This window comes from Massiliimalia timonensis, from assembly GCF_900186585.1.
GTDB lineage: Bacteria > Bacillota > Clostridia > Oscillospirales > Ruminococcaceae > Massiliimalia > Massiliimalia timonensis.
Window position 1 is genome coordinate 295,012 of the sequence record NZ_FYDD01000003.1, and the last position, 26,893, is coordinate 321,904.

Annotated in this window: 24 protein-coding genes; 22 read left to right on the forward strand and 2 right to left on the reverse strand. The window is 48.3% G+C overall.

The genetic code is table 11. From position 1 onward, the window contains the following. Positions 1-223: 223 nt before the first annotated feature. From CIB36_RS03380 to rpe, 4 genes are all read left to right on the forward strand, one after another. Complete coding sequence (locus CIB36_RS03380) at positions 224-916, forward strand: response regulator transcription factor (RefSeq protein ID WP_093988195.1); 693 nt, start codon at positions 224-226, stop codon at positions 914-916. A gap of 93 nt (positions 917-1,009) precedes the next feature. Then, complete coding sequence (locus CIB36_RS03385; RefSeq protein WP_093988196.1) at positions 1,010-2,464, forward strand: sensor histidine kinase; 1,455 nt, start codon at positions 1,010-1,012, stop codon at positions 2,462-2,464. A 33-nt stretch (positions 2,465-2,497) separates the two neighbouring features. Next, a complete protein-coding gene (locus CIB36_RS03390) occupies positions 2,498-3,874 on the forward strand; it encodes a S1C family serine protease (RefSeq protein WP_093988197.1) in 1,377 nt (458 codons plus the stop codon). A gap of 610 nt (positions 3,875-4,484) precedes the next feature. Continuing rightward, the gene (gene rpe / locus CIB36_RS03395; protein WP_093988198.1) at positions 4,485-5,126 is read left to right on the forward strand and encodes a ribulose-phosphate 3-epimerase; all 642 of its coding nucleotides are present in this window, start codon (positions 4,485-4,487) and stop codon (positions 5,124-5,126) included. Here the strand turns inward: rpe and CIB36_RS13230 are convergent. Continuing rightward, a complete protein-coding gene (locus tag CIB36_RS13230) occupies positions 5,123-5,701 on the reverse strand; it encodes an adaptor protein MecA (RefSeq protein WP_158662566.1) in 579 nt (192 codons plus the stop codon). The two genes, rpe and CIB36_RS13230, sit on opposite strands and share 4 nt — an antisense overlap. 153 nt (positions 5,702-5,854) lie before the next feature. Here CIB36_RS13230 and CIB36_RS03410 point away from each other — a divergent pair, with 153 nt between their 5' ends. Genes CIB36_RS03410 through CIB36_RS03425 form a run of 4 tightly spaced genes read left to right on the forward strand, consistent with a single transcriptional unit; the run spans position 5,855 to position 9,888 of the window. Then, positions 5,855-6,874, forward strand: a complete 1,020-nt coding sequence (locus CIB36_RS03410; protein ID WP_093988200.1) for an RnfABCDGE type electron transport complex subunit D — start codon at positions 5,855-5,857, stop codon at positions 6,872-6,874. Next, positions 6,858-7,514, forward strand: coding sequence for an Rnf-Nqr domain containing protein (locus CIB36_RS03415; protein ID WP_158662567.1), 657 nt, complete (start codon positions 6,858-6,860; stop codon positions 7,512-7,514). Before CIB36_RS03410 ends, CIB36_RS03415 begins: the two co-directional genes overlap by 17 nt. Then, entirely contained in the window at positions 7,511-8,125 is a 615-nt protein-coding gene (locus CIB36_RS03420) for an Rnf-Nqr domain containing protein (RefSeq protein ID WP_093988202.1), read from the forward strand. Before CIB36_RS03415 ends, CIB36_RS03420 begins: the two co-directional genes overlap by 4 nt. Before the next feature lie 44 nt (positions 8,126-8,169). Then, a complete protein-coding gene (locus CIB36_RS03425) occupies positions 8,170-9,888 on the forward strand; it encodes a phospho-sugar mutase (RefSeq protein ID WP_093988203.1) in 1,719 nt (572 codons plus the stop codon). A gap of 52 nt (positions 9,889-9,940) precedes the next feature. Here CIB36_RS03425 and CIB36_RS03430 read toward each other — a convergent pair whose 3' ends face one another. Continuing rightward, entirely contained in the window at positions 9,941-10,951 is a 1,011-nt protein-coding gene (locus CIB36_RS03430) for a LacI family DNA-binding transcriptional regulator (RefSeq protein ID WP_093988204.1), read from the reverse strand. 166 nt (positions 10,952-11,117) lie between these two features. Between CIB36_RS03430 and CIB36_RS03435 the strand changes: the two genes are divergently transcribed. From CIB36_RS03435 to CIB36_RS03500, 14 genes are all read left to right on the forward strand, one after another. Beyond that, a complete protein-coding gene (locus CIB36_RS03435) occupies positions 11,118-12,593 on the forward strand; it encodes an L-fucose/L-arabinose isomerase family protein (RefSeq protein ID WP_093988205.1) in 1,476 nt (491 codons plus the stop codon). Between the two features lie 11 nt (positions 12,594-12,604). After that, on the forward strand, positions 12,605-13,435 hold the full coding sequence (locus CIB36_RS03440; RefSeq protein WP_093988206.1) for a sugar phosphate isomerase/epimerase family protein: 831 nt from the start codon (positions 12,605-12,607) through the stop codon (positions 13,433-13,435). Further along, the gene (locus CIB36_RS03445; protein WP_093988207.1) at positions 13,432-14,286 is read left to right on the forward strand and encodes a transketolase; all 855 of its coding nucleotides are present in this window, start codon (positions 13,432-13,434) and stop codon (positions 14,284-14,286) included. The genes CIB36_RS03440 and CIB36_RS03445 overlap by 4 nt, the downstream gene beginning before the upstream one ends. Beyond that, positions 14,267-15,214 (forward strand): transketolase family protein, encoded by a 948-nt coding sequence (locus tag CIB36_RS03450; protein WP_093988208.1) that lies wholly within the window; start codon positions 14,267-14,269, stop codon positions 15,212-15,214. The genes CIB36_RS03445 and CIB36_RS03450 overlap by 20 nt, the downstream gene beginning before the upstream one ends. A gap of 68 nt (positions 15,215-15,282) precedes the next feature. Then, entirely contained in the window at positions 15,283-16,578 is a 1,296-nt protein-coding gene (locus CIB36_RS03455) for an ABC transporter substrate-binding protein (protein ID WP_093988209.1), read from the forward strand. A 71-nt stretch (positions 16,579-16,649) separates the two neighbouring features. Then, positions 16,650-17,567 carry a carbohydrate ABC transporter permease gene (locus tag CIB36_RS03460; RefSeq protein ID WP_093988210.1) on the forward strand — a complete coding sequence of 306 codons (918 nt, stop codon included), beginning with the start codon at positions 16,650-16,652 and terminating at the stop codon, positions 17,565-17,567. Between the two features lie 12 nt (positions 17,568-17,579). Continuing rightward, on the forward strand, positions 17,580-18,416 hold the full coding sequence (locus CIB36_RS03465) for a carbohydrate ABC transporter permease (protein ID WP_093988211.1): 837 nt from the start codon (positions 17,580-17,582) through the stop codon (positions 18,414-18,416). A gap of 23 nt (positions 18,417-18,439) precedes the next feature. After that, complete coding sequence (locus tag CIB36_RS03470; RefSeq protein WP_093988212.1) at positions 18,440-21,649, forward strand: hypothetical protein; 3,210 nt, start codon at positions 18,440-18,442, stop codon at positions 21,647-21,649. Then, positions 21,646-22,557: a sugar phosphate isomerase/epimerase family protein gene (locus CIB36_RS03475; protein WP_093988213.1), complete on the forward strand. Its 912-nt coding sequence runs from the start codon at positions 21,646-21,648 to the stop codon at positions 22,555-22,557. The genes CIB36_RS03470 and CIB36_RS03475 overlap by 4 nt, the downstream gene beginning before the upstream one ends. Positions 22,558-22,572: 15 nt before the next feature. Next, a complete protein-coding gene (locus CIB36_RS03480) occupies positions 22,573-23,526 on the forward strand; it encodes a D-2-hydroxyacid dehydrogenase (protein WP_093988214.1) in 954 nt (317 codons plus the stop codon). Between the two features lie 30 nt (positions 23,527-23,556). After that, positions 23,557-24,639 (forward strand): glycoside hydrolase family 172 protein, encoded by a 1,083-nt coding sequence (locus tag CIB36_RS03485; RefSeq protein ID WP_093988215.1) that lies wholly within the window; start codon positions 23,557-23,559, stop codon positions 24,637-24,639. A 200-nt stretch (positions 24,640-24,839) separates the two neighbouring features. Further along, on the forward strand, positions 24,840-25,040 hold the full coding sequence (gene rpmE, locus CIB36_RS03490; protein ID WP_093988216.1) for a 50S ribosomal protein L31: 201 nt from the start codon (positions 24,840-24,842) through the stop codon (positions 25,038-25,040). Positions 25,041-25,130: 90 nt separating this feature from the next. Then, positions 25,131-25,757, forward strand: a complete 627-nt coding sequence (locus CIB36_RS03495; RefSeq protein ID WP_093988217.1) for an IMPACT family protein — start codon at positions 25,131-25,133, stop codon at positions 25,755-25,757. 128 nt (positions 25,758-25,885) lie between these two features. Further along, positions 25,886-26,893, forward strand: a complete 1,008-nt coding sequence (locus CIB36_RS03500) for a deoxyguanosinetriphosphate triphosphohydrolase (protein WP_093988218.1) — start codon at positions 25,886-25,888, stop codon at positions 26,891-26,893.

The window sequence follows — 26,893 nt, forward strand, 5'->3', positions numbered from 1 at the left end:
TATCAAATTCTTATTATACAATAAAACTGGAAAAATGTAAAACAAATTATCATGCGAAAATCCATGAAATTTTATACTTTCATCGTAAAAGATTTATGGTTTGTTCATAGATTCGGTTGAAAGGAAAACGAGAATCATGTATAATAAAAACAAGAAAAATGAATTTGTTAAAAGGATTTAATCAATTCAAAAATAGATTTCCCTGAAAAAGGAGGACGTTTCTATGTCTTTAGGAAAAATTTTAGTAGTAGACGACGATCAGAATATTTGCGAGCTGCTTCGCCTGTATCTGGAAAAAGAGGGCTACAGCGTGATCCTTTCCCATGATGGGGAAGAGGCGATCGTAAAATTTAACGCACTGGCTCCGGACATGGTGCTGCTGGATATTATGCTTCCCGGTTTAGATGGCTGGCAGGTTTGCCGGGAGATCCGGAAAAAGTCAAATGTGCCGATCATTATGCTGACAGCTAAGGGCGAGACCTTCGATAAGGTGCTTGGCTTGGAGCTGGGCGCGGACGATTATGTCGTCAAGCCGTTTGACACCAAAGAAGTCATCGCACGGATCAAGGCGGTCCTGCGCCGGATCGGCCAGAATAATCAGGCGGAAGAAGTGAAGGAAGTATCCTATGACAAGCTGGTCGTGAATATGACCCGTTATGAGTTAAAGGTCGACGGAAAGGTGATCGACACCCCGCCGAAAGAATTGGAACTGCTGTTCCATCTGGCTTCCAATCCAAACCGGGTATACACCCGCGACCAGCTTTTAGACGAGGTTTGGGGCTTTGAATATTACGGGGATTCCCGTACCATTGACGTCCATGTCAAAAGACTGAGAGAAAAACTGGAAGGAGTCTCCGACCAGTGGGCTTTAAAAACGGTTTGGGGCGTTGGATATAAATTTGAAGTAAATGAATAGCAAAATTACCTAGTTCCAAAACAAAAATTGTTTTGGAACAGGTTTTTTTCGTCCTGAAGCAGAAAATCCCTGTGGGGAAAGGAAACACCGTTTATGCAAAAAAGTATCTTTATGAAATATTTTTCGGTTTGTGCTTCTTTGATTCTAGTCAGTATCGGGATTTTGGGGACAGCCTTCATGCTGTTTGCTTCCCAGTATTTTAAGGAAGACAAATACGATATGCTCCAGTCCAATCTGGAAAAAGCGGTGGCGGTAGTAGAGGAAAACATCAATTCCGATCATGCGATCGTGATCAACCAGCCCAAAAGCTATTTTGATATTTTGGCGGACGCAGTGGATGCGGAAGTATTTTTGGTCGGGACGGATGGCAGGACCGTTTACTGTACGGAGGCGTACCCATGCCGGCATACGACCTATCAGCTTTCGGCGTCTATTATGAGTTCGATGCAGGAAGATGGGATCTATAAAGAGATGGGGACCCTTGGCGGGATCTACAGCAGCCACAACGTAACAGTCGGCGCTCCTGTTTATTCACAGGATGGGCAGTGTCTTGGATATGTGCTGACCTCGACGGATTCCACCGAATCTATGCAGAAATTTTTGATCGATGTGTTCCAGATGTTTGCTGTTTCCGCTTTGTTTGTATTGCTGTTGGTGTGCGTGATCATTTATTTTGTCACCCACTCTATGGTGCGTCCGTTAAAAGAAATGTCCAAAGCGGCGCAGCAGTTTGGGAACGGGGACTTCTCCACCCGCTTGACTGTGGAATCCTATGATGAAGTGGGACAGCTCGCCATGGCGTTAAATAACATGGCGCAGTCGCTTTCTACCCTAGAGACTATGCGCCGCAGCTTTATTTCCAATGTGTCACATGAATTAAAGACACCGATGACTACGATCGGGGGGTTCATTGACGGGATTTTAGACGGAACGATCCCGCCGGAGAAACAAAAGCAATACCTGCGCACCGTATCAGATGAGGTGAAACGCTTGTCCCGGATTGTGCGTTCTATGCTGAACCTTTCCCAGATCGAGGCCGGTGAGATGAAGCTGAATAACCATCCCTTTGAAATGGTAGACACGATCTGCCAGACGCTGTTCAGTTTGGAACGCCAGATCGAAGACAAGGGGCTGGAAATCCGTGGGCTGGATCATGACAAGGTTTATGTTGACGCTGATGAGGACTTGATCCACCAGGTCATTTACAACCTGACGGAAAATGCGATCAAATTTGCCAACGAAGGCGGTTACATAGAATTTGAATTCTTTAAAGAGGGCAACCGCGCTGTGATTGGTGTGAAAAACTCCGGAGAGGGATTGAGCAAAGAAGAGATCCCTCGGGTATTTGATCGGTTTTATAAGACCGACCGTTCCCGCGGGCTGGATAAGAGCGGGGTAGGCCTTGGGCTTTATATCGTGCGTTCCATTGTGACGCTGCACGGCGGGGATATTATCGTAAAAAGCGTGCAGGGAGAATACTGCGAATTCCTGTTCAGTCTGCCATCGGCAAAGGGAAAAAGCCAGAATAAATTCAAGAAAAATTCATAGTAATGCAAAGATAGAAAAATAGGGGGTTTCTCAATGAATTCTTACCCATATGGGTCTTCACCGGACCCAAACCAACAAAACAACTCTTGGCAGAGCTCTAACGGGGTTGACATCAATCCGGCCTTTTCAGAGGGAGAACGGCAGTATTATGAGGGGCAGAACACTTTTTACTCCGCACCAAGACCGCCTCAAAAGGGAGGGAAGGGTTCCGGCGGAGGTATGAAGGTATTTATCATCCTTTTGTGCATTTTGTTTGCCTTTGTGGTGTTTGTCGGAATTGGCTACATGATTTATAAAGAGCATCCGGACAGCGGAAGGACAGGGGACGTTTCGGAAGAAATGCCAGAATCTTCTGCGGCCGCGCTGGAGATCACTTCGATCCCAGAAGAATCGGACGATGAAGAAACATTGGATGCGACCGGCGAACTGACTTCGGAACAAATCGCAACAAAGGTAATGCCTTCCGTAGTCGGCGTCGTAGTCTATACCAAGGAATCGGCTGCCGCCAATCAGGCTTATGGCGAGGGCAGCGGGATCATCATGTCAGAGGATGGGTATATCATCACCAATGCGCATGTGGTGATGCAGGAGGACCCTTCAACAGGGAATGTGACCTCCACCCCGGTCGACAAGATCGAGATCTATCTGAACAATGAGGATTACTGCCAGGCAACGCTGATCGGGGTGGATACCCGCACCGATCTTGCGGTGGTAAAGATCCAGAAAGAAAATCTGGTAGTGGCGGAGTTTGGGGATTCCACAGCGTTAAAAGTAGGGGAAAAGGCGATCGCGATCGGAAATCCGACAGGGCGTAATCTTTCCAGCAGCTTTACACAAGGCGTCATTTCCGGGATCAACCGTACGATTGCGATTGGAGCCTCTGGGTACACCATGGACTGCATCCAAACAGACGCTGCCATCAATCCGGGAAATTCCGGAGGAGCGTTAGTCAACAAATACGGCCAGGTCGTTGGGATCAACTCTTCTAAAATTGCGGCTACGGAATACGAAGGCATCGGGTTCGCGATTCCAATTCACGAAGCGAAGCCAATTGTGGAAAATCTGATTCAAAATGGTTATGTTGCAGGGCGCGTCCGGATCGGGATCACTTTTCAGTCCATTCCGCAGGCACTGGCGGAGCTGCGCGGTACTCCCGCAGGGCTGCGGGTAGTACAGGTGGATGAATCCTCCGACGCCTATACCCAAGGAGTGAATGCAGGGGATATTATCACCAAGATCGATGGGACGGATGTTGTATCTATCAAAGAGGTATCCAGCGTCCTGAATCAGAAAACGCCCGGGGAAACGGTAACGTTGACGATATACCGGGTGAAAAACGGGAATGCGAACACCTTTGACGTAGAGGTGGAGCTTCAGGAAGATTTAAGCGGAAAGGTCATTTCTGAATAAGACAGTACAAAAAAGCAGCAGAGAGAATCTCTGCTGCTTTTCATATATCTGAACAGTCCACGCCTTTTAAAACGGTATGCGGCAAAGCTCCCCTGCGGACCGGACTTAATACGGTCACTTTTTCCGCCCATTCTTAAAACAGGACTGTACTTTATCTTATGCGGGTTTTAAAAAACCGCTACCGTGCAGGGCTTTATAAAAATAGCAATATCCTATAAGGCAAGTAGATTTTTTAAAGATTGTGCCCGTTTCACTCAGCGAATATATTGAAATTGGGGAGAAAAAATTTTTCCTGAACAGACATGAAAGAAAAGCAGCCGTTATTAGAAAAAGAAAATACGGCGGCTCTTTTCACCATTTGGGAAGTTTTATTTTGAAGGCTGGCTTGTTGATCAAACCTGTGTCATAGTTTCCCCATATCCTGTTTGGCAAAGCTCCTGAAAAACTGTGATTGTGCAAAAGCAGACGGAGGATTCCTGATTTTAAATTAAAACAATCCATAAATTTTCGGGGATTTTGTTGACGTGACCTCTTTCATTTAGTAAAATATAGGTATTAGATGGTTAAATGGATTCAAGCGGGCTTTTTACAGAAAGGACGTATGTGTATTATGGCAAAGGTATCCCCGTCTATTTTGGCGGCAGATTTTGCAAACCTGGAACGGGACATCCATAAAGTAAGCGGAGCCGCGATGCTCCATGTAGATGTAATGGATGGGCATTTTGTCCCGAACATCAGTATCGGCGTGCCGGTTGTAGAATCGATCCGCAAATGCACGGATATGTTTCTGGACGTTCACCTGATGATCTCACACCCGAAACAGTATGCCGAACAGTTCTGTAAGGCAGGGGCTGATCTGGTGTGCTTCCATTTGGAAGCGGAAGACGATGTTCAGGAAACGATCGGCCTGATAAGATCCTGCGGGAAAAAAGCGGCAGTTTCCATAAAGCCGCAAACTCCGGTAGAAGCGGTGTACCCTTTTGTAAAAGATCTGGACATGGTGCTGGTCATGACGGTAGAGCCCGGTTTTGGCGGGCAGAAGTTTATGCCCGATATGCTGGACAAGGTGAAAGCACTGCGCGCATATGCGCAAAATGTTAACCCTGCGCTGGATATCGAAGTGGATGGCGGCATCAATTTTGAAACAGCCCCTCAGGCTGCGGCGGCTGGGGCCAATGTTCTGGTGGCCGGCTCCTGCGTATTTGGCGCGGAAGAGCCGGGCAAAGTAGTAGAGGCGTTTACCGCCCTTTAATCCAGATATTGCACGATCGTTTCGATAGCATTTTCTGTTAGGAGCGGACGGGCGTGTTCTTTGGTGAATGCGCAAAGGACCGACCCTTTTCCAAGGTAAGTACCGTATTCCCGAAGCAGGTGCAGGATCCGTTCCTCCATTTTGCAGTAGGTGTACAGCAGCAGGCGGTATTCCCGCTCGTAAAGATAAAGTTCTGTTTTCACGATCAGGTGGCTGAACTCCCGGACCAGCCTGTTACAGACGGCGGTTAGGATATCCAGCGTTTCAAACCCGAAGACCATGGGGGTATCAAAGCTATACCGTTCCCTTTGGGGGCGTGGGCCTGTGTTTTTTTCGATCAGGTTTAGGTAAAGGATACATCCTCCATTGGAATCGGGGAAAGCCTCAATAAAAAGCCGGTGTTCATCAAGCATCAAAGAAGTTTGCGCTTTGATCTGTTGGAGGATCAAATAGACCGCGCGTTTTGTGATGTTGTTGCTGTAGTCCATTTCGTCATAAGTTAAGTCCAGATGCTCCATATCCTCCGCAGTTAATAGGATCCGGACCGTTTTATCATCAAGCTGTTCTATTTTCAAAAAATCACCATTTTTCTGTTTTGAAAAGTAGGCGGAAGGCCTTATATTAAGTTTATACGATTTCGTTTGGAAACAGAACTGAAACCCACGGGAGGAATTAAAATCCAGTGGGCATTTTTCTGAGAAAATCTCAGCAGATAGGAGTTCCTCATCATGAAAAAAACCATGATTATTTCGGAACATTGTGTTTCCGTAATAGTAGCGTTGCTTGCTTTACTGGCGGTGCCTGTTTACTTTTTTGGACCTAGGCCCGCTGTTATTGCGGCAATCTCAGTGGCAACGGCTCTTTTGATGGAGCTTGTTTGCAAGCGGTGGCTGTTTAAGCTGCCGCGTGCAGAACGGCATGACTATTCCTCTGTGGTAACAGCGCTGATCATCGCCATGCTGATGCCGGCAAGCGTGGATTATTATATTGTGATCATTGCAGTTGTAAGCGGACTGCTGGTAGGGAAATACGCGTTTGGGGGTACGGGAAGGAATATCTTTAACCCGGCCGCTATCGGCGTTGCATTTATGAGCATCAGTTTTCCAGAACAGGTGCTCCGTTTCCCTGTTCCCGGAACATGGCTGCCGTTGTCGTTCCATATTACAGAGGAGTCTGGCGTATTATATGCAACTTCTCCAGCTTCTGTTATGAATGTCGGCGGAACCCCGCAGATTTCCCGTTTTTCGCTGTTGCTTGGCGAATATCCCGGGGCGATGGGAGCCACCTGTGTGATTGCATTGATTGCGATCTTTATTTTCCTCTGCTTCAGAAAAGCGATCTCCTACCGGATCACTGGGGCATTCTTGTTTACGGTTGCCTGTTATGCCTGCCTGTTTGCGCGTACAAGCACCGGGCGGATGAATTCTGTTATATTTGAAATTACTTCTGGTGTGCTGCTGTTCGGGATTATCTTTATGGCATCTGACCCGCACACTTCGCCGCTGACTGCGATCGGACAGCTTTTATATGGGGTTTTCCTGGGGCTAATGACAATGATTTTCCGGTCGGCGGGCGCTTTGGACGTGGAATTTGTATTTGTACTGCTGCTTGCCAATGCGCTGACCAAAGAATTTGACCGGCTTGCGGACTGGCTTTTGAAAAAGGTCCCTGCGCTGGGGGCTTTGATGACAGACAGTGAAACCCTGCACGCACGCCGTGCAAGAAGGGCAGGTGGACGTCGTGTTTAGGCGCTTTTATCAGAAAAACAAAAAGCAGATCGACCAGTTTGACGGGCTTTTAGTAAACAATACGGTTTTAGAGCGCGGGCTTGTGATTGCTCCGGTAATTGCGGCCGCAAATACCCTGCAAAATGGGCTGGTTCTTGGAATGAGCTTTATGCTGATCACCTTTTTCGCGGTGGTGGTCGCTTCCTTTGTGCCAAAGGCACTGCCTTATGCGATCCGTGTCATTTTATATGTCATCGTGGCGGGTCTATTGTTTATTCCAGTTTCCTATCTTATGGATCTGATGTTCCCGGGCTCTGTGTTCAAGGTGGGGATTTTTCTGCCGCTGCTCATCACCAACTCTTTGATCGTGACTAAAACGGAAACCCGTTTTTTAAAGAAAAAAAGGCTTTCCATGATGCTGGACGTATTTTCCCATGTGCTGGGATTTTTTGTAGTGATCGTTTTAGTTGCCGCTTTGCGTGAACTGCTTGGAAACGGCACCTTAATGGAGCACGAGATCAATATTCCGCTGAAGATCTATGGGTTTATGCTGCCGTTTGGCGGGTTTATCCTGCTTGGTTTTTTGGCTGCCGGTGTTCAGCGGTTTAGGCTGTACCTGCACGGAGAACCAAAAGCGAGAAAAGGAGGGGATCGGTCATGACATTTGCAGAATTTACGATGACCTTCTTTGGAAAGATGCTGGTCTATACGCTATTGGCCACCTTTACGGAAAATACCATCTTTTCCCGTGCGCTGGGGTCTTCTACTTCGCTTTGGATCATCCGCAAACGTTATCAAATTTTATCCTTTGGGATCATTATGACAGTGATCACCACAGTTTCTTCGGTCGGTGCGTACCTGGTGCTGCCGTTTGTCCGTGAAACACAGTATTATTCTTATATCCTGCCGTTGGTGTATGTTGGGATTATTGCTGTAGTTTATATTGTGATGCTGTTTATCACGCACCGATTGCCGTTAAAAAACCGGGACATCATGCTGATGTTTATTCACCGGTGCGCCTTTAACTGCGCGGTGCTGGGGGCACTCCTGCTCGCGACCGAATACGAATTGGATCTGCCGGGCTTTATCGGCTTTGGAATTGGCACCGGCTTGGGCTTTACCTTGGCGACCTATCTGACCTATATTGCCTATGACCGTCTGAACAGCAAAGCTGTTCCAAAAGCGTTCCGGGGTTTTCCGATCACTTTGTTCTATATTGGGATCCTTTCTTTGGCAATTTACGGCATGATTGGACATGAACTTCCAGTATAATAGAAGTGAAGAATCAAATTGAGCATTTTAAGGAGGAATTGGCAATGGTAGAAATGGAGCTGTATCAGCGTTGGGTTAGGCAAGACTTAGAGGACAAGGACCTGCAGGAGGAACTGGCGGCGATAAACGGAGATGTGGAGAGCATCAAGGACCGTTTTTACAAAGATCTGGAATTTGGAACGGCAGGCCTGCGGGGTGTACTTGGCGCTGGGACTAACCGGATGAATATTTATGTCATCCGCCGTGCCACGCAGGGGTTCGCAGACTACATCAATGCAAAATATAAAAACGGCACCGTTGCAATTGGGTATGACAGCAGAATTAAATCGGATGTCTTTGCTAAGGAAACGGCCAGAGTTTTGGCGGCAAATGGGATCAAGGCATATATCTATAAAGAGCTGATGCCAGTTCCGTGCTTGTCTTTCGCGGTGCGCCGCCTGCATTGCAGCGCAGGGGTGATGGTAACAGCCAGCCACAACCCGGCTAAATATAACGGATATAAAGTATATGGAGATGACGGCTGCCAGATCACCCTGGAAGGTGCAAACCAAGTGCTCGAAAATATCGGAAAGGTCGATATTTTTAGCGGGGTAAAACTGGTCGGCTATCAGGAAGCGCTGGACTCCGACATGATCGAAGTGATTTCTGACGATGTTTTGGAAGCCTTTTTGCAGGAGATCCAGAAGCAGTCGATCAACCGGGATGTAGTGAAGGAGGCCGGGTTGAAGGTCGTTTATACGCCCCTTAACGGCGCGGGAAACAAGCCGGTACGGATGATCTTAGACCGGATCGGAATCAAAGACGTGGTCGTGGTAAAGGCGCAGGAAAAACCGGATGGACATTTTCCGACCTGCCCGTTCCCAAATCCGGAGATCGCCGAAGCGCTTGATTTAGGGTTGAAGCTGTGCAAACAGGAAAAAGCGGACCTTTTGCTGGCAACCGACCCGGACTGTGACCGTGTTGGAATTGCGGTTCCGGATAAAACAGGCGAATATGTTCTGATCACCGGAAATGAAGTAGGCGCTATGCTGATGGAATACATCTGCTCCCAGCGGATCGCAAAGGGAACGATGCCGGAAGACCCGGTAGCGATCTCTACCATTGTTTCTACTGCGATTGCGAAAAAAATTGCCGAGCATTACGGCGTGGAGTTCCGGCAGGTGTTGACAGGCTTTAAATTTATTGGCGAGCAGATCTATGGACTGGAACAGGCCGGGCATCCGGAACGCTATATCTTTGGGTTTGAGGAAAGCTATGGCTATTTGATCGGGACCCATGCACGTGACAAAGATGCGGTTGTGGCCTCTATGATGATCTGTGAAATGGCAGCGTATCTGCGGTCCAAGGGGATCACTGTGCTGGAATATCTGGAAAAGATCTATGAGACCTATGGATTCTACTACCATACCCAGCAGAGCTTTACCTGCGAGGGGGCGGCTGGAATGGAACGAATGAACGAGATCATGGCAAATCTACAGGAACACGTTCCAACCGCCATCGGCGGGCTCAAGGTACTGGGCGTAGACAACTACATAACCGGGGAAACCACTGATATGGAGACCGGGGAAAAAACAAAGATCGCACTGCCAAATTCAGCGGTTCTCTTCTATCATTTAGAAGATCAGGCTAGCGTGTGCATCCGTCCTTCCGGGACAGAACCAAAAATCAAAGCTTATTACACCACTGTGAAAGATAAAAAAGAAGACGCATATGCTCTGGACCAGGTGCTGAAAGAAGATCTCACAAAAATTTTAGGGTTCTAGAATAAAAAAACAGGCCTCAACATTTGTTGAGGCCTGTTTTTGGCAGACAGGATCATTTTATTTTTGGCGAGCCAAGGGACTGACGCACCATCAGATTAGAAGTTAACAGCATTTCCTTGAAATAAAATGGCTTTTGTTTTAACAGGGAATCAGTGATCAGTTGTGCGCTGACAGCCCCCATTTGGTATTTGGGACGGGAGATGGTAGTGAGCGTGGGGCGCAGGCACGCGCTGATAGAAATATCATCACAGCCAACCACGGAGATGTCCTGCGGGATTTGCAGCCCGTGGTCGAAAGCAGATTGGATGACACCGATCGCGATCATATCGTTGGAAGCAAAGACTGCGGTTGGGAAGTTTCCCTGACCGAACATTTCATTTGCCATGTAATACCCGCCTTGGATGTCGTAGCTACCGCAGTCATAAACAAGGTCCTGTGAAAAGATACCATGCTCCTCCATGCATTTTTTGTAGCCGTTAAAACGTTGGGAGTCGCTGCGCGCCCCTTGTGCGCCATAAAAATAGGCGATTTTACGGTGGTTCATATTATAGATCAGTTCTGTGAGCTGGTATGCGCTGGCATCATCGTCGACATTGATGACTCCAAAATAGTCATTGGGCGACAAGTCGGTGTCAATTAGGATCAGATTGCAGCGTTTTCCGTAGCGCTCCAGATCTTCCTGCTCCAGCATAGGTTTTACCACGATGATCCCATCTGAGTTTTTCTCTACCAGACTGTCCAAATACTGCCGCTCTTTTTCAGCAGTCCGGTATTTGTTGCAGACAAACAGGGCATAGCCATATTCGTTGAGGTGGTCTTCCACTCCTTTGGCAAGCTCTGAATAAAAAGGGTTACTAATGTCTGGAACGATCAAGCCGATTGTTTTAGAAACCTTTGTTTTTAACGTCCGTGCAATAGAATTGGGAACATAGTTTAGCTGTTGAATCGCCTGTTCTACCAGTTGCCTTTTTGTGGAAGAAACATTTTTGGTGCCATTGATTACATTGGAAACCGTTCCGACAGATACCCCCGCCAAGTTGGCAATATCTTTTATTGTAATCAAATTATCACTTCCTTATATCGTTTCAACTTTCCATCTGTTTCCATTATAATATGTTTCATGGGCAAACGTCAAGTACTCTTGAAAAAGATTATTGATATTGTGTAGTATAAATAAATTTTTATATTTTTTTAAAAAAGTATTGACAAATAGATGAAAATTTGATAAGATGCAAATAAAGAAAAATCCTGAAAGGGATTTTATTAATTTACCAAAATATTTAAACGTTTCAAAATCGGAGGTGGGGGCTACGAAAAAAGTTGGAATTTTATCCTTTTCAGATGGGAGGGAACGGGTCCATGATACCTTGAAAGAATACATTGCTGGGTGTGAACAACAGATTGCAGATGTATTAAAACAACATGGTGATATTGAGGTTTTCACAGCAGAAACGATTTTTTCTAATTGTCAGGCTGCAGAGGTTTCCCGCAAGATGCAGGGGTATCAGCTGGATGCATGTATCCTGAATGTGCCGGTGTTTGCGTTTCCGAACTATGCGGTGCTGGCAAGCCTGTTTCAGGAAGTGCCGCTTTTGGCGATTGCGCCGGTAAATGGGCTTTATCCTGGCTTGGGAGGATTACAGGCGGCGGTCAATGGGATCCAGCAAATTGGTTTTTCCTGTGAAAAGGTCTGGGGCAATATCACGGAAGGAACTGTGCAAAAAAAAGTATTTGCCTTTTTGGATGCGGCTTATGCGGCCAGCCGTTTGAAGGGGCAGGTCTATGGCTTATTCGGCGGCAGGAGCATCGGGATGGTTTCGGGAAGTGTGAATCCTGATTTATGGCTGAGTAAATTTGGGGTCGATGTGGATCATGTAGATCAGCTGGAAATTCTGCGCAGGGCGCAGCTGGTGCCTGACGAAGAGGCGCAGAAAGCCCTTTCATGGCTGGAAAACAACCTGCGCCGCATCTGCTATGACGGGGGAAAGCTAACGCGTGGGTCCCTGATCATGCAGATCAAATGTTACATAGCGTTAAAGGAATTGATCCGGGAACGGGGTTATTCCTTTGTAGGGGTGAAATGCCACTATGATTTCAGCGAGTACTATTATCCGCAATGTATTTCAGCGGCCTTTTGCAACGACCCGTATGACTGGGATGGTCCGAAAGAGCCGGTCGTCTTTTCTTGTGAAGCAGACAGCGACGGCGCGCTGACAATGCAGGTGCTGAAACTGATTTCCGGAAAACCGGTCCTGTTCAGCGATTTCAGGCATTTCTTAAAACAGGAAGATTTGTTTGTGTTCTGCAACTGCGGAGCCTGCTCTACCTGGTACGCAGCGCAAAGCGATGATTATCGGGAGAACTTGAAAAAGGTTTCCCTTTGCCCGGTCATTCCCAAATACGGGGGACAAGGCGCGCACGTTCAATTCATTGCCGGGGAAAGCCAGATGACCTTTGCCCGTTTGACGAGAAAAAATGAAACGTATCAATTTCAGGTGTTTGTGGGTCAGTTCCACGATATGCCGGAGGAGATGCTGGAGCAAACCTGTCCAGCCTGGCCGCATGGATATGCCAAAGTATCCTCTGATCCGGAAGAGCTAATCTCGCGGTACCACAGCAACCATATCCACGCGATCAGCGGGGATTATACCGAGCAGATCAAGATGTTCTGCAAATTGAAACAGATTGATTTTGAGCAACTATAAGGAGGATGGATATGCGTTTGTCAATTGCGGTCGCCTCCAAACAGGCTGGTGATTCTGCGTTTGTGGTTTGGCGCGGGTTTGAACAGGCGATTCAAAAAGCGGTGGAATATGGGTTCGACGGTGTTGAACTGGCATTGAAGTCGGCTGATGAATTCAAGGATGAAGGGTTGAAAGAAATTCTTCGCAGGTACCCAGTTCCGGTAAGCTGTATCAGCACGGGCCAGGTGTTTGCCGCCTCTAAATTATGGTTTACCCACCCACAGAGTGAGATACGGGAACAGACCGTCCGGGTGTTCCAAAGCCTGATCGAGATCGCTTCGGAACATGGCGGAATCGTCAATATAGGGCGGGCGCGTGGATTTGTTGGCCCCGGGCAGACACGCGAAGAAGTAGAAGCATTATTTTTACAGGGACTGCATATAATTTTGCCGTATGCGGAAAAGTACGAGGTCAAGCTTGTGGTGGAGCCGGTGAACCGGTATGAAACCAATTTCTTAAACTCGGTGGAAGAAGCTTCCGCCTTTTCCAGAAAGATTGGACACCCCAACCTTCGGGTGATGCCGGATGTATTCCACATGAATATTGAAGACGATGACATCTGCGCCAGCTTCAAACGGAATGCGGATCAGGTGGGATATGTGCATTTAGCAGACTCCAACCGCTATTCGCCGGGAAGAGGCCATTTGGACTTTGCAAAAATTTTGGACACATTGGAAGAGATCGGATATACCGGCTGGTGTTCGCTTGAGATCTTGCCGGAGCCAACGCCCGACCTTGCGGCAAAACGTGGCATCGAATTTTTAAAACCATTATTTGACGCAAAAAAGGGGGCGGAAAAATGACAGGTACATACCAAAATTTTGCGCGGTATGAAGCTTTGTGCCGGAATTTGAGGATCGAACTCATCGACCTGTTACATCAAAAGGGCACGGGGCATCCGGGCGGATCGCTTTCCTGCTGTGAAATTTTAACCGTGCTTTATTTTTTAAAGGCCAACATCTCGCCCCAAAATTTGAAAGACCCTGCCCGCGACAAGATTGTACTCAGCAAGGGCCATGCGGCGCCGATGCTTTATCTGCTTTTGGCGGAAAAGGGATTTTTTCCGAAAGAGGAGCTAAAGACCTTACGGCAGATCGACAGCCGTCTGCAGGGGCACCCCTGCGCGGAAAAACTTCCGGGGGTAGAGATCTCTTCCGGCCCGTTGGGGTTGGCGTATTCGGCGGCATTGGGGCTTACATTAGGCGACCGACTGCAAGGGAACAACGGCAGCTATGTGTATGCGATCCTTGGCGACGGGGAACTCAATGAGGGAATTATTTGGGAAACGGCGATGTCCGCTTCCAAATTCCAGGCGGATCATTTGATCACGATCGTTGACTATAACCATGTTCAGTTGGACGGGACAACACAGCAGATCATGCCGATGCCGGAGCTTTTACAAAAGTGGCGGGCATTTGGCTATCATGTAATCTGTTGCGACGGACACCAATTAGAACAGCTGTGCGAGGCTATTGATGGGGCAAAACAACACAGAGGCCAGCCGACAGTTATTTTGGCGGACACGGTAAAGGGAAAAGGCGTTTCCTTTATGGAGGGGCAGAACATCTGGCACGGAAAACCGATCGGCGAAGAAGAGTACCAAAAGGCGATCGCTGAGTTAAGGGGGGATAAAGATGGAACCAGCAATTCGTGATGTGTATGGAGCGGAATTGGTGCGACTGGGAAAGGAATATCCGGAATTGGTCGTTTTAGATGCCGACGTTTCTTCGTCTACTAAGTCCTGCTTGTTCCAATCGGAATTTCCTGACCGGTTTTTCAATGTTGGGATTTCGGAGGCAAACATGACCTCTATGGCGGCTGGGCTTGCAAAAGCGGGAATGGTTCCGTTTGTGAACACCTTTGCGGCGTTTATCACCACGATCGGTCTTTTGCCGGCCCGGAGCTTGATTGCTTACATGAACTGTAAGGTGCGGTTGGCAGGTGCTTATGGCGGGCTTTCCGATTCTTATGATGGTGCGACCCACCATTCGGCAGATGATATTGCGATTATGCGGGCTGTTCCGAACATGACGATTTTGGTGGCTTCCGACGCGGTGCAGGTAAAGGAGATCATGCGCCAGTCCATGGAAATTGACGGGCCGGTCTATTTTAGATTGTCCCGGGAAGCAATGCCGCCTCTTTCTCGGCAGGAACCGGTAAAGATCGGAAAGGGAAGTGTTTTGCGGGAAGGAATAGACATCACTATTTTTAGCTGCGGCGTGATGTGTTCTCAAGCCCTGCAGGCGGCAGAACGGTTAAGCGCGGAAGGAATAGAAGCCAGGGTCGTTGACCTGTTTACCATAAAGCCGATAGACGCAGAGACCGTAGAGGCTTCGGTCAAGCAGACCGGCGCTGTTGTGACGGCAGAGGAGCACAGCGTCATCGGTGGGCTGGGCGCGGCGGTACTAGATGTTATGGCAGAACGGGATTGCTATGCGCCGTTGGTGAAGGTGGGGATACAGGACTGCTTTACAGAAAGCGGAGCTTATCCTGCACTGCTAAAAAAATACCAGGTGGATGCTGGTGCGGTCATAAAAGCGGCCAGGGAGGCCGTGAAAAGAAAAGGAAAACCGATCGTTTAGAAACAGGCATATGGAGCCTGTATGGTATAACAGTAGAACAAACCATATATTAAAGGAGTGCTTTAAAGATGAGAGGCAAACGAATTGTTTCAACGGGAATAATTACCATGCTGTTAGCTGGATTACTAGGCAGTTGCGGGCCGACTTCTGGCGCCGGGACCAACGAATCCACCGGCGGGAAAATTGCTCCGGAAGAAAACAAGCATCTGGAGATTATGACCTATGATGATGACTTCTGGCAGCGTTTTGTAGATGATTTCTGTGAAAAAAATCCGGGCTATACGGTAGAGCGGAAACTCTCTCAGGCTGTGGATACAGGGGCGATCCAGGCGACTTTGTCCGCAGACGACGCCCCGGATATTCTGATGGTAAACTCCGGGCCGGGACGTGTGCTGCCGTTGGCGCAAGCTGGGATGCTGGAAGATCTGACCCCCTATTATGAAGAACGCGGATGGGCGGATAAAACCGTTCCTTATGTGATGGATGCACTCCATAACTTTGACAACAGGATCTATGAGGTTGTAGACAACGTTGACGTTTTCCAAATGTATTACAACAAAGCGATCTTTGAAGACGCAGGTGTTGAACCGCCGACCACCTGGGAAGAATTTGAAAATGTCCTGCAAACCTTAAAAGATGCGGGCGTACAACCGATCGTTTTGGGTGCAAACGACAACTTCTCGCTGGGGCATTTAATGGGGAATTTGATCCAGTCCAATGTGGGCTATGAAAAGATGACTGATATTCTTTACGGCGATTCCAGCTGGGACTGTCCAGAAATGATCGCCGCATACCAAAATCTGAAGGATTGGGTCGACAAGGGATACATCAACGATGATGCCGCAGCGATTGCCGGGATTGAAGGACAGACTCGCCACGCGATGGGTGAAGGCGCTATGATGGTAATCGCAAACGGATATTTACAGCAGTTTGTTGATCAGGAAATGTGTAAAAACGAAGATTTTGGAACCTTTATGTTCCCGAGCCAGTGCGGAGGAACATCGGCGCCAACAGCGGGGTTGGCACAAAGCTGGGTGATCAATAAAAATGCTGATAATAAAGAAGGCGCTTTGGTATTCTTGGATTATGTGATCAATGATAAGATCGACTTTTACGATGTGGAAAAACGTGGTACCTGCCCGACTACAATTGTTCCGGAAGGGAAACTGGAGGGTGATCCGGTTGCTTTGGAAGCGGTAAAAGCAATGGAAGGCGGCGCTGGATTTAATCCAAGCGTTTACACCACAGCGAATGAAAAGACTGCTTATTATGAATCCAATCAGGCGGTATTGACTGGGTTGAAAACACCGGAAGAAGCGGTAAAAGCAATTCAGGCGGCAAAAGAAGCAGATGACGCAAAATAATATCGGGGATAGGAGGCTGGATGCCTGTCCGTGCAGGCATCCAGCCTGATTGAGAGGATGTGATTTTTTCAATGAACGCTGCCACTCCTTTTTGGAATAATCGCCGGAAACGAAGCTGTACGGATGCTGCTACCTCGATCGTGTTTATTATCCCTACAGCTATTTTGCTGATCGCATTTGTGATTATCCCAATTATCTGGACAGTTCAGATCAGTTTTAACGAATGGGATGGGCTTCAGCCCACTATGAATTTTGTGGGTTTGGAAAACTACCAAACCGCATTTCAAAAGCCGCAGTTCCAAAAATCACTGTTGAATAACTTTATTTGGGCGGTCATGCATTTGTTTTTTGCCTGTGGAACAGGTTTTTTTATTGCATTTTTGATTTCACGGCTAAAACGGGGCATGGGTTTTTTTAGAACGGTCTTGTTTTTGCCAAACGTAATTGCCACCACGATCTCTGCGGTAATGTGGACACAGATCTTTAACCCGACCTATGGGATTCTAAATAACCTTTTATCCGCTATTGGACTGGATAGCCTGGCCCTGCAATGGCTGGCAGACCCCGATCTGGTGATCTATTCTACTTCCATGGCAAGCTGCTGGCAGGCATATGGATATTATATGGTGCTGTTTTTAGCAGGATTACAGAATATTGATGTTTCCCTTTATGAAGCTGCGCGGATGGACGGCGCGAACGCGTTCAAACAGTTTATCCATGTCACTATTCCCGGACTGCGCAGTATTTTGACCTTTGTAATCAGCATGGCGCTGATCAACGGGCTAAAGGGTTTTGCAACTGTATGGGCAATGACAAGGGGCGGACCGGAGTATTCCTCCCATCTGCTTTCCCTGTTTGTATACAAGACAGCGTTTTTGGAATATGATTACGGCTTAGCCTCTGCTGCTGCGGTAATATTAGGGATTTTGGTTATGGTCATCACCATTGCGTTCAACGTTTTCAGCGATAAGATCAATGCGGATATGTAGGAGGAAAGAAGCATGACAAGGGGAACAAAAATAAAACATATCCATTGGTTTTCGGGGGCTGTTTTGATCCTGTTTACCCTGCTGGCTCTGATCCCGTTTTTATGGGTGATCTGCAGCAGTTTAAAAGGGACCGGAGAGATCTTTACCGGGAGGAACTTTTTCCCGCAGGATCCCAAATTCTCCAACTACCCGCAGGCATGGGAATCTGCAAGGCTTGGGCTGCGTTTTTTCAACTCGATCATCGTTACGCTGGGGGCTACTGTTTTAAGCTTGGCGATCACTACCTTGGCTGGGTATTCCTTTGCAAAGCTTTGGCTTGCAAAATACCCATTTGTGTTTTACTGCTACTTATTTGGAATGTCGGTCCCCATGCAGGCGATCGTGCTGTCCATCTTTTTGCAGCTGCGCAACTGGAATCTGCAAAATACCCGGCTGGGGTTGATTATTGCGATCGTTGGGACAGGGATCCCATTCGCAACCTTTTTGATGCGGAATTTTTTTAAGGATCTACCTGACTCCTTTGGGGAGTGCGCCCAGCTTGACGGGAGCAACGCGTTCCAGACATTCTGGTATGTTTACCTGCCGCTGGCGAAACCGGGGATGCTGGCGCTTGCCATCTTCACCTTGATTGGTGCATGGAATGAATTTGACCTGTCGCTGGTCGTGTTGACTGATGACAAACTGTGGACGATCACTCTGGGGGTGACCCAGTTCCGTACCGTAACGAACAATAACTACGGTTTGGTGTTCTCGTCGGCCGTTATCAGCTTTTTGCCAACCGTTTTATTATACTGCCTGTTCCAGCGCTCTTTTATCGAAGGGATCACTGTTGGCGGTGAAAAGGGCTAAAAGGAAAGAAAAGGGGAAAGCAAATGAACAAAACACAGATCGAGGCCCTAGGGCACTTGGAAGAACTGGGGCTGTATGCGCTTAATATGTTAAAAAAGCAGCCGTTAGAAAAAACGGCAAGGATCCTTGCGGGTGTATGGGGCCGCGGAGAAACGGTGAATTACCAGTCTATGCCACAGCTCCAGAAGCTTTCGGGCTGTGCAGAAGCTTATGCGCTGGAACAACTGGACCAGAACACCTATTTACTGGTGGGTTCGGATGAAACGGGGCTTTTATATGGATGTCAGGAGATCATAGAACGGTTTGAGGATGGGAAGACATTGGCGGAAATGGCCCCACTGTTTGAAAAACCATATACCAAAACCCGTGGACTTTATACCTTTTTACATAACTATGACACAGAGCAGGAATGGTTTTATAACCCTCAGTACTGGGTGGAATACTTTGATGAGATGGCGAAGAACAGGTATAATTCCTTTAATCTGGTTTTCAGCCATCAAACCTCTTACTTGGTGCCGATGTTCGCCTATTTCCTGAGAAATAAAACATATCCGGAGATCCGCCCGCAAAGCCTGACCGACGCGTTGGTCCGCAAAAACCATGATATGCTTGCTTTTATTTCACGGCAGGCAAAAAAACGGGGCATCGACTTCATCTTAGGGATTTGGCAGGTAAGCCCATGGAAACACAAGGAAATGGCTGGGGTGCAGGCCTGCGACGTAGTAAACTTGACAGAAGAAAATCTGAAAGACTACACCTACACTTCCATGAAGCAGGTCATTGAGGAATTTCCGGATATTCAGGGATTGCAGATCCGTGCAAACTGGGAATCTGGGATCCCGACCGACCAGCAGACCGAATTTTTTACCGATACCTTATTCCGTGCTATGCACGAAGCGGACCGTCCTTTTATTTTTGATTTCCGCTGCTGGCTGGCAGAACCTCAAACGGTAGAAAACGCCCTGCAAATGGTGCCGATGACCCGGCTTTCCTGCAAATATTGGGGCGAGTTTATGGGCGCGCCTTACCAGCCTGCCAAAATCGATCCGGGCTATAGCTATTCTGATTTCTTAAAACAGCCGATGAAAACCGACTTTATCTATCAGGTCTGGAGTTTAGGCTCTCCGCGCGTGATGCTGTGGGGCGATCCGGAATATGTGAAACGGTTTGCCCGTTCTTTAAAGCTGGGAGGGGAAAGCGGCTTTGAAATAAACCTCCAACTCGCGCAAAAAGGCTATGGAAATGCTCCCGGAAACTGGCGGATCTTGAAACATTCGGAGGACGAATACTATCAGCATGAATACAGCCGCTACTGGATGTTTGAGACACTTTACGGACGCCTTAGCTATAACCCTGAGTGTCCGGAACGTGCTTGGATGCTGCCAATGAAAGAGCGGTTCGGAAAACAGGCAGAGCAGGTTTTGGACGTGTATGAAGCGGGAAGCAATATCCTGACGTTTTTAGTCCAGTACATGCTCAGCGATTATAACATGTACATCTGGCCGGAGATCGACACCGGGGGATTATTAGACCTTTACTTGCAGACACCGACCTCCGACGAGTGTGTGATTGACACTATTGAGCCGTTTGTGGAACGCTTATTAAAGCACGAGCCCAGCGGCTTGATGACTCCGTTAGAAAGTGCGGCGCACTTTAAGAAGATGGGAGAAGAAACCCTACGGGCGATTTCTAAGCTGGATACGGCAGATGCTTCTAAAGAACTGAAGTCCACTGTGATTGATTTCTCCGCCATGAGCTTTTTGGCGCTTTACCATGCGGTGAAAACAAAAGCGGCTGTGAACCTAAAACTGTTCTATGAAACTCGGGATATTGGCTTTTTGAAAAAGGCATACTGCCAGATCCAAAAAGCGACCGATTATTGGGAACGGATCGTTTCGATCACGCAGGACTACTACCATGACGGAATGGTAACAGGGCCAAATGATGCCGGCTGTTGGAAATCCAAATTGCCGCTGGTATACGAAGACGAACTGCATCTTGGGCAGCTGTTAAAGCAGGCGGAGCAGTTTGGAGTGTTCCAAACGGGATTTGATTTCGGCGCTCCGATGACAGGGGAACCGATCATGCATTCGTTCTATCCGTTCCCAATGCTGCGGGATTATTCTGTCTGCAAAGGCTTTTGCGGGGTTTCTCCGGAAAGCGTCTATACCAAGGAGCAGGGATATGGCTGGACGACTTCTAAGGAAATTACCAGTGTAGCTATGGAAACGCCTCGCTTGTTTGATTTGCAGATCGACCCATATTGCCGGGACAGCTGGAAACGCTATCCGGTAGAACAGATGAAAGGGTTCAGGAATGCGCTGACCGAAGACGCTGTCATGGGAAGCGGCCGGGCTGATTTCAGGATCGACGTTGAAAACGGTGATTATGAAGTTGTTGTATTCTGCTGTGACTGCACGGCACAGGCAAAGGTGCACGGTCCAATGAACATCACAGTAGGAGATGTAAGCTTTGAAGAGCAGGTATTGTATCCAGTGGAGGAATACCAGTATCGTGCGGCGGTCCATGTTGATAATGGTTATCTGACGGTATCTCTTGATGGGGAAGATTGGTTCCTGTCCGGAATTGTTGTGAAACAGGCAGAACCAGCGATTGCAGCCATGCCGTTTGTCACTGTCAGCCGGGAAAAACCGGCCGTACATGCGACGGTGACCACGCCTTTTAAAATGGGGAATGTATCGTTGGTTTGTGACGGAAAATCCTATCAGATGACGCGCCTTTCCACTTCAGAATACAGTATTGACATCTATGCGGCTTTCGCGGAAAAATCCGGGATAGAGCATCATTGTCAGATCGAAGCGGCTGATACGAACGGAAGAAGGTCAACAAAAGAAGTGACGATCTCCTGCCAGAAAGAGCCGTCCAAACTGGAAGTTTCCCATCAGCCTGTGCGCCAGTTTGTATTAGGCAAGGATACTGAAATCACCGCGCAGATAAACAGCAGTACGCCGCTGTGGAAGGTCTCCCTGCATTACAGCTATGTCAACCAGTTTGAGCCGATGCATGAAGTGATGATGAAAGAAGAAAACGGAGTGTTCCGGGCCGTGATCCCAAAAGAATATTTGAACATGGACTGGCATATTCTTTATTATTTGGAAGTAGTGGACCAGCTTGGCAATGGGCTGATCTTCCCTGACATGAAGAAGCAGACCCCGTATTACGTCATAACGGCTGAACGGGAAAACATGGAAAAAGGAGCGCAGAAACGATGAAAGAAAGTATCAGGCAATATATGCAGGTGGGGACGATCTCTTTCATGTCCTACCCGGCGATTATGAAGGGGGATTCGCCGGAAACAGAACGAATTCTGAAGAAGTTGATCGAAGATCCGTATTTTGATGCATTAGAGATCTCCTGGATCAAGGACGCACAGGCGCGCGCACGGATTGCGCGCTACCTCGCGCAAGCGAATATGACTGTTTGCTATGGCGCGCAGCCCCGGTTTTTGACAACCGGATACAATATCAATGACCTAGATGAAGAAAAACGAACGGTTGCCTTAAACAGCCTGAAGGAGGGGATCGACGAAGCGTATGAATTAGGAGCGGTCGGGCTTGCCTTTTTAAGCGGGCCTTATCAGGAGGAAACAAAGGAGGAATCTTTCCAGGCGCTACTTGATTCTACCAGAGAAGCGTGCGCCTACGCTAAATCGAAAGGCGGCCTGAGGATCGAACTGGAAATTTTTGACTACGATGTAGACAAAAAGAGCCTGATCGGCCCGACCCCGCTTGCCAAACGCTTTGCGGAAGAAGTACGAAAGGACTATGATAATTTTGGGCTGCTGGTTGATTTAAGCCATTTCCCGCTGATCCGGGAAAGCGTGGAAGAATCGATTCTGCCGATCCGGGATTATATTACCCACGCGCATATTGGGAATGCAGTGGTACTCCCGGACTGTGATGGCTATGGAGACCAGCATCCCCGCTTTGGTTTCCCGAACAGTGCGAACGGGTTGGAAGACGCTGTAAGCTATTTAAGGACGCTGCTGGCTGCCGGATTTTTAAATACAGAACGCCCGCCAGTGATGAGTTTTGAAGTAAAACCATTTGGAGATGAAGAACCGGATATGGTATTAAGCGGCTGCAAGCGATTTCTGGAAAAGGCTTGGGCGCAGGTGTAAAAAAGGAGGAAAACGATGAGGATCGTGGTATTAGACGGATACACGCTCAATCCGGGTGATTTGTCATGGGCGGGGTTGGAACAGTACGGTACGGTAGAAGTTTATGACCGTACCGCACCGGGAGAGGTGATAGATCGGATTGGAGATGCAGAAATCGTCTTCACCAACAAAACCCCGATCACCCAAAAGATCTTGGAGGCCTGCCCGTCTGTCCGCTTTATCGGCGTTTTAGCAACGGGATATAATGTCGTCGACACCAAAGCGGCGAAGGATAAAGGGATCCCGGTCTGCAATATCCCCACTTATGGAACGGATGCAGTAGCCCAGTACGCGTTTGCCCTGATTTTGGAGTTATGTCACCATGTTGGGGAGCATAACCGCTCTGTCAAACAGGGAGATTGGGCGGCCTGCCCGGATTTTTGCTATTCCAATTACCCGCTGATCGAGCTGGCCGGAAAGACTTTAGGGATCATCGGATATGGACGGATCGGACGGCGCACCGCCCAGATCGCCCGCGCTTTTGGCATGAAAGTAGTGGCGTTTGACGAATATCCCGGGGAAAACAATGAAGAGGTTGCTTTGGTTTCATTAGACGAGCTGTTTGGCTGTTCTGATGTGATCTCTCTGCACTGCCCGCTGTTCCCCTCTACAGAGGGGATGATCTGCAAGGAAAATCTGAACAAGATGAAAGACGGCGTTTTGCTGATCAATACCTCCCGCGGGCCGCTGGTAAAGGAAGAGGACCTTGCACAGGCCCTGCGCAGCGGAAAGGTAGCGGGGGCGGCGGTAGATGTGGTTTCTACCGAACCGATCTCCCCGGACAATGTTTTGCTGAGAGAAGAAAACTGCCTGATCACACCGCATATCGCATGGGCGCCGAAGGAAAGCCGCCAGCGGCTGATGGATATTGCGGTAAGAAATCTTGGGACGTTTTTGGACGGGGATCCGGAAAATGTTGTCAATACATGACACAGCTTTGAAAAGAAAGAAGGAACAGCGATGTTCAACGGACTGAATATGAATATGGGGAACCTGTCAAGACTATCAAATGCGCAGACCCGCTCCATTAGCCCGGAAAATTTTACCGGGGAAAAGGGTAAGGGCGGCATGTGTGAGCTGGAACAGGGCTCCGCAAAAATGGCCGCACGCGATTTGGGAAAGGGCTGGAAAGTAAACCCATATATCGTGATGAAGCCGGGCGAAGTATTTGAGATAGCCAATATAACCGGAAGCGGGGCGGTCCAGCATATCTGGCTGACCCCGACCGGGAAATGGAGGAATACGATCCTGCGTATCTATTGGGAGGGGTCAGAAAATCCCTCCGTGGAATGTCCGATCGGGGATTTCTTCTGCAACGGGTGGCAGGAATATGCGCAGATTTCTTCCCTGCCGGTCTGCGTCAACCCGGGTAGCGCGTTTAACTGCTACTGGGAAATGCCCTTTCGCCGGCAGTGCCGCATAACCCTTGAAAACCGGGCAGAAGAGGAAGTGACCATGTATTACCAGATCGACTACGCCTTAACCAAGGTGCCGGAGGACTGCGCTTACTTCCACGCACAGTTCCGCCGGGTAAACCCGCTGCCTTATAAAGAAAACTATGTGATCTTAGATCATGTGGTCGGAAAGGGGCATTATGTGGGGACCTATCTGGCATGGGGCGTGAACAACAACCTTTGGTGGGGCGAAGGGGAGATCAAATTCTTTTTGGATGACGACGGGGAATATCCCACGATCTGCGGAACTGGAACAGAGGATTATTTCTGCGGCTCCTATGACTTCGAGGATCCTGTGACCCATGACCGGTATCTTCCTTTTACAACGCCTTATTCGGGATTTTACCAAACCTCGGTGGACACACTCTATAAGGTACAGAAGCGCTTTGGGATGTACCGTTTCCATGTGATGGATCCGGTCCGGTTTGAAAAGAACTTGAAGGTGACGATCCAAGCGCTGGGCTGGCGGGAAGGAAAACGCTACCTGCCTTTGCAGGACGATATTGCCTCTGTCGCATTCTGGTACCAGACGCTTCCGCAGACGGCGTTCCCGCGGCTCCCGGATAAGGACTATCTGGAAGTGATCTAAAGGCAGTTGTCCTTCCATGTGACCGGGACCTTGTTCTGTATAAAAATAAATTTTTTGCAGACGGAAAAAAGGCTTGCTTTTTTCAAACGGATATGATATGATACATATTTGTGAGGACATCTCTATTGAGGTATAATTCCTTATAAACGATGGCAAAATCTATCGTTTACAAAATAAGAGGATTTGCGAGGTGAACAAGAATGAAAGAAGGAATCCATCCGGAGTACAAGCCATGTAAAATTACTTGCGCTTGCGGCAATGTGATCGAAACTCGTTCCACTAAGGACGAAATCAGAGTAGAAATTTGTTCTAAATGTCATCCGTTCTTCACCGGTAGACAGAAACTGGTTGATACTGGCGGACGTGTTGACAGATTTAAGAAACGTTTTGGCATGAAATAATTGCTGTGCGTAGTTGAATCAGACTTTATAGAAGCGGTGCAATGCTTTTGCACCGCTTAAAGTTTTTTATGCTGAAAAGGGGGAATCTGCTTGGAGCAGTCTTACCGCACAATTTTAAAATATGCGCAGGCGGAGTTTGTGGAACGGAAGTCCCGGTTTATCGGGTCGATCCAGCCTTGCCGCACAGAGGAGGAGGCGCTTTCCTTTTTAAATGAAAAGCGGAAAGAATATTGGGATGCGACCCACAACGTTTATGCTTATGTCCTAAGGGAAGGCGGGATCAAGCGCTGTTCTGACGACGGAGAACCGCAGGGAACAGCCGGCCGGCCGGTTTTAGACGTTTTGGAAAAGGAAGGGATCGTTGACGTATGTGTGGTGGCGACCCGCTATTTTGGCGGCATCATGCTGGGGGCCGGCGGATTGGTGCGGGCATATTCCCATACCTCTAAGATCGCAGTTGACGCGGCACAGATCATGAACATGTGTGTCTGCGGGCATTACCGCATGGTATTTGATTACGGCCTGTATGGAAAGCTGGGGTATTTGTTCCCCAATTACCCGCTGCGGATCCTTTCCACCGATTTTGGGGAGCAGGTCAGTATAGATCTGGTGATCCGAACAGAAGCAGAACAGGAATTTTTAAAGGCGGTGACCGAACTGACCAACGGCCAAATATCCCCGCAGAGAACCGGGGAATCCTTTGAAGATATTCCGTGATTTCTGTTTTATATAGAAAAAGATGTTGTTTTGCAGAGCTTTCTGTGTGAAATTCCGATTTTTTAAAAATGGGCAGGATTTTGCCATGGAAAGCGGGTATATATTATAAGAAAGGGGGAAAATGGACGATGGAATTTGAACCCAGAAAATATGCCGAAGAGCAGGAGAAACAAATGCTTTCTCCGTATGCGACCCTTGTGGTGAACAGTAAGGGCAGGCAGCGTGAGGAAGAGCCGTGCCCGATCCGGACAGATTTTGCCCGTGACCGCGACCGGATCATCCATTCCTCTTCGTTTCGGAGGCTAAAGCACAAAACGCAGGTGTTTTTGGCGCCGTTGGGCGACCATTACCGCACTAGGCTGACCCATACGCTGGAGGTGGCGCAGATTTCGAGGACATTGGCGCGGGCGCTGAGGTTGAATGAAGACCTGACCGAAGCGATCGCAATGGGCCATGACTTAGGCCACACGCCGTTCGGCCACTCCGGGGAAAAGGCTTTGAGTTCGGTCGCTTCCTTTGAATTTAAACATGCCGCGCAAAGCGTACGGGTGATAGACCGGCTGGAACGGGAAGGAAAAGGGCTGAACCTGACTTATGAGGTGCGGAACGGGATCGCGACCCATTCTGACGGGGGCGCGGACGCGGCGACCTTAGAGGGAAAAATTGTCGAATATTCGGATAAGATCGCATATATCAACCACGACATCGAGGATGCGATCCGGGCAGGGATCTTGGGCCCGGACGAGCTGCCCTATGACTGCTTATACATATTAGGCCGGACAAAAAGTGAACGGATCACTACGCTGATAGAATCGATCATTGAAAATAGCTTTGGAAAAAATGAAATCCGGATGAGCGATGAGGTATGGAAAGCGCATCGCAGCCTTCGGGATTTTATGTTTCAAAGCGTTTACCGCAACCCCTTGGCAAAAGGGGAAGAGGGAAAAGCGCAGGAACTGCTGGTACAGCTGTACCGCCATTTTGAAAAGCATCCCAATGAACTGCCGCCCCTGTATCATACGGTGATGGAACAGGAGGGGAAAGAACGGGCTTTGTGTGATTATTTGGCGGGAATGACAGATATTTACGCGATTTCGCTATATAACGATTTGTTTGTACCGAAAATGTTCCGGTAA

Bases quoted from the DNA above. Each gene is read 5' to 3' on its own strand.
- CIB36_RS03410 (WP_093988200.1), top strand. From the start codon at position 5,855: ATGAAAAAAACCATGATTATTTCGGAACATTGTGTTTCCGTAATAGTA.
- CIB36_RS03450 (WP_093988208.1), top strand. From the start codon at position 14,267: ATGGAACCAGCAATTCGTGATGTGTATGGAGCGGAATTGGTGCGACTG.
- CIB36_RS03445 (WP_093988207.1), top strand. From the start codon at position 13,432: ATGACAGGTACATACCAAAATTTTGCGCGGTATGAAGCTTTGTGCCGG.
- CIB36_RS03500 (WP_093988218.1), top strand. From the start codon at position 25,886: ATGGAATTTGAACCCAGAAAATATGCCGAAGAGCAGGAGAAACAAATG.
- CIB36_RS03380 (WP_093988195.1), top strand. From the start codon at position 224: ATGTCTTTAGGAAAAATTTTAGTAGTAGACGACGATCAGAATATTTGC.
- CIB36_RS03385 (WP_093988196.1), top strand. From the start codon at position 1,010: ATGCAAAAAAGTATCTTTATGAAATATTTTTCGGTTTGTGCTTCTTTG.
- CIB36_RS03390 (WP_093988197.1), top strand. From the start codon at position 2,498: ATGAATTCTTACCCATATGGGTCTTCACCGGACCCAAACCAACAAAAC.
- CIB36_RS03420 (WP_093988202.1), top strand. From the start codon at position 7,511: ATGACATTTGCAGAATTTACGATGACCTTCTTTGGAAAGATGCTGGTC.
- CIB36_RS03485 (WP_093988215.1), top strand. From the start codon at position 23,557: ATGTTCAACGGACTGAATATGAATATGGGGAACCTGTCAAGACTATCA.
- CIB36_RS03480 (WP_093988214.1), top strand. From the start codon at position 22,573: ATGAGGATCGTGGTATTAGACGGATACACGCTCAATCCGGGTGATTTG.
- CIB36_RS03435 (WP_093988205.1), top strand. From the start codon at position 11,118: ATGCAAATAAAGAAAAATCCTGAAAGGGATTTTATTAATTTACCAAAA.
- CIB36_RS03440 (WP_093988206.1), top strand. From the start codon at position 12,605: ATGCGTTTGTCAATTGCGGTCGCCTCCAAACAGGCTGGTGATTCTGCG.
- CIB36_RS03470 (WP_093988212.1), top strand. From the start codon at position 18,440: ATGAACAAAACACAGATCGAGGCCCTAGGGCACTTGGAAGAACTGGGG.
- CIB36_RS03465 (WP_093988211.1), top strand. From the start codon at position 17,580: ATGACAAGGGGAACAAAAATAAAACATATCCATTGGTTTTCGGGGGCT.
- rpmE (WP_093988216.1), top strand. From the start codon at position 24,840: ATGAAAGAAGGAATCCATCCGGAGTACAAGCCATGTAAAATTACTTGC.
- CIB36_RS03455 (WP_093988209.1), top strand. From the start codon at position 15,283: ATGAGAGGCAAACGAATTGTTTCAACGGGAATAATTACCATGCTGTTA.
- rpe (WP_093988198.1), top strand. From the start codon at position 4,485: ATGGCAAAGGTATCCCCGTCTATTTTGGCGGCAGATTTTGCAAACCTG.
- CIB36_RS03475 (WP_093988213.1), top strand. From the start codon at position 21,646: ATGAAAGAAAGTATCAGGCAATATATGCAGGTGGGGACGATCTCTTTC.
- CIB36_RS03425 (WP_093988203.1), top strand. From the start codon at position 8,170: ATGGTAGAAATGGAGCTGTATCAGCGTTGGGTTAGGCAAGACTTAGAG.
- CIB36_RS03460 (WP_093988210.1), top strand. From the start codon at position 16,650: ATGAACGCTGCCACTCCTTTTTGGAATAATCGCCGGAAACGAAGCTGT.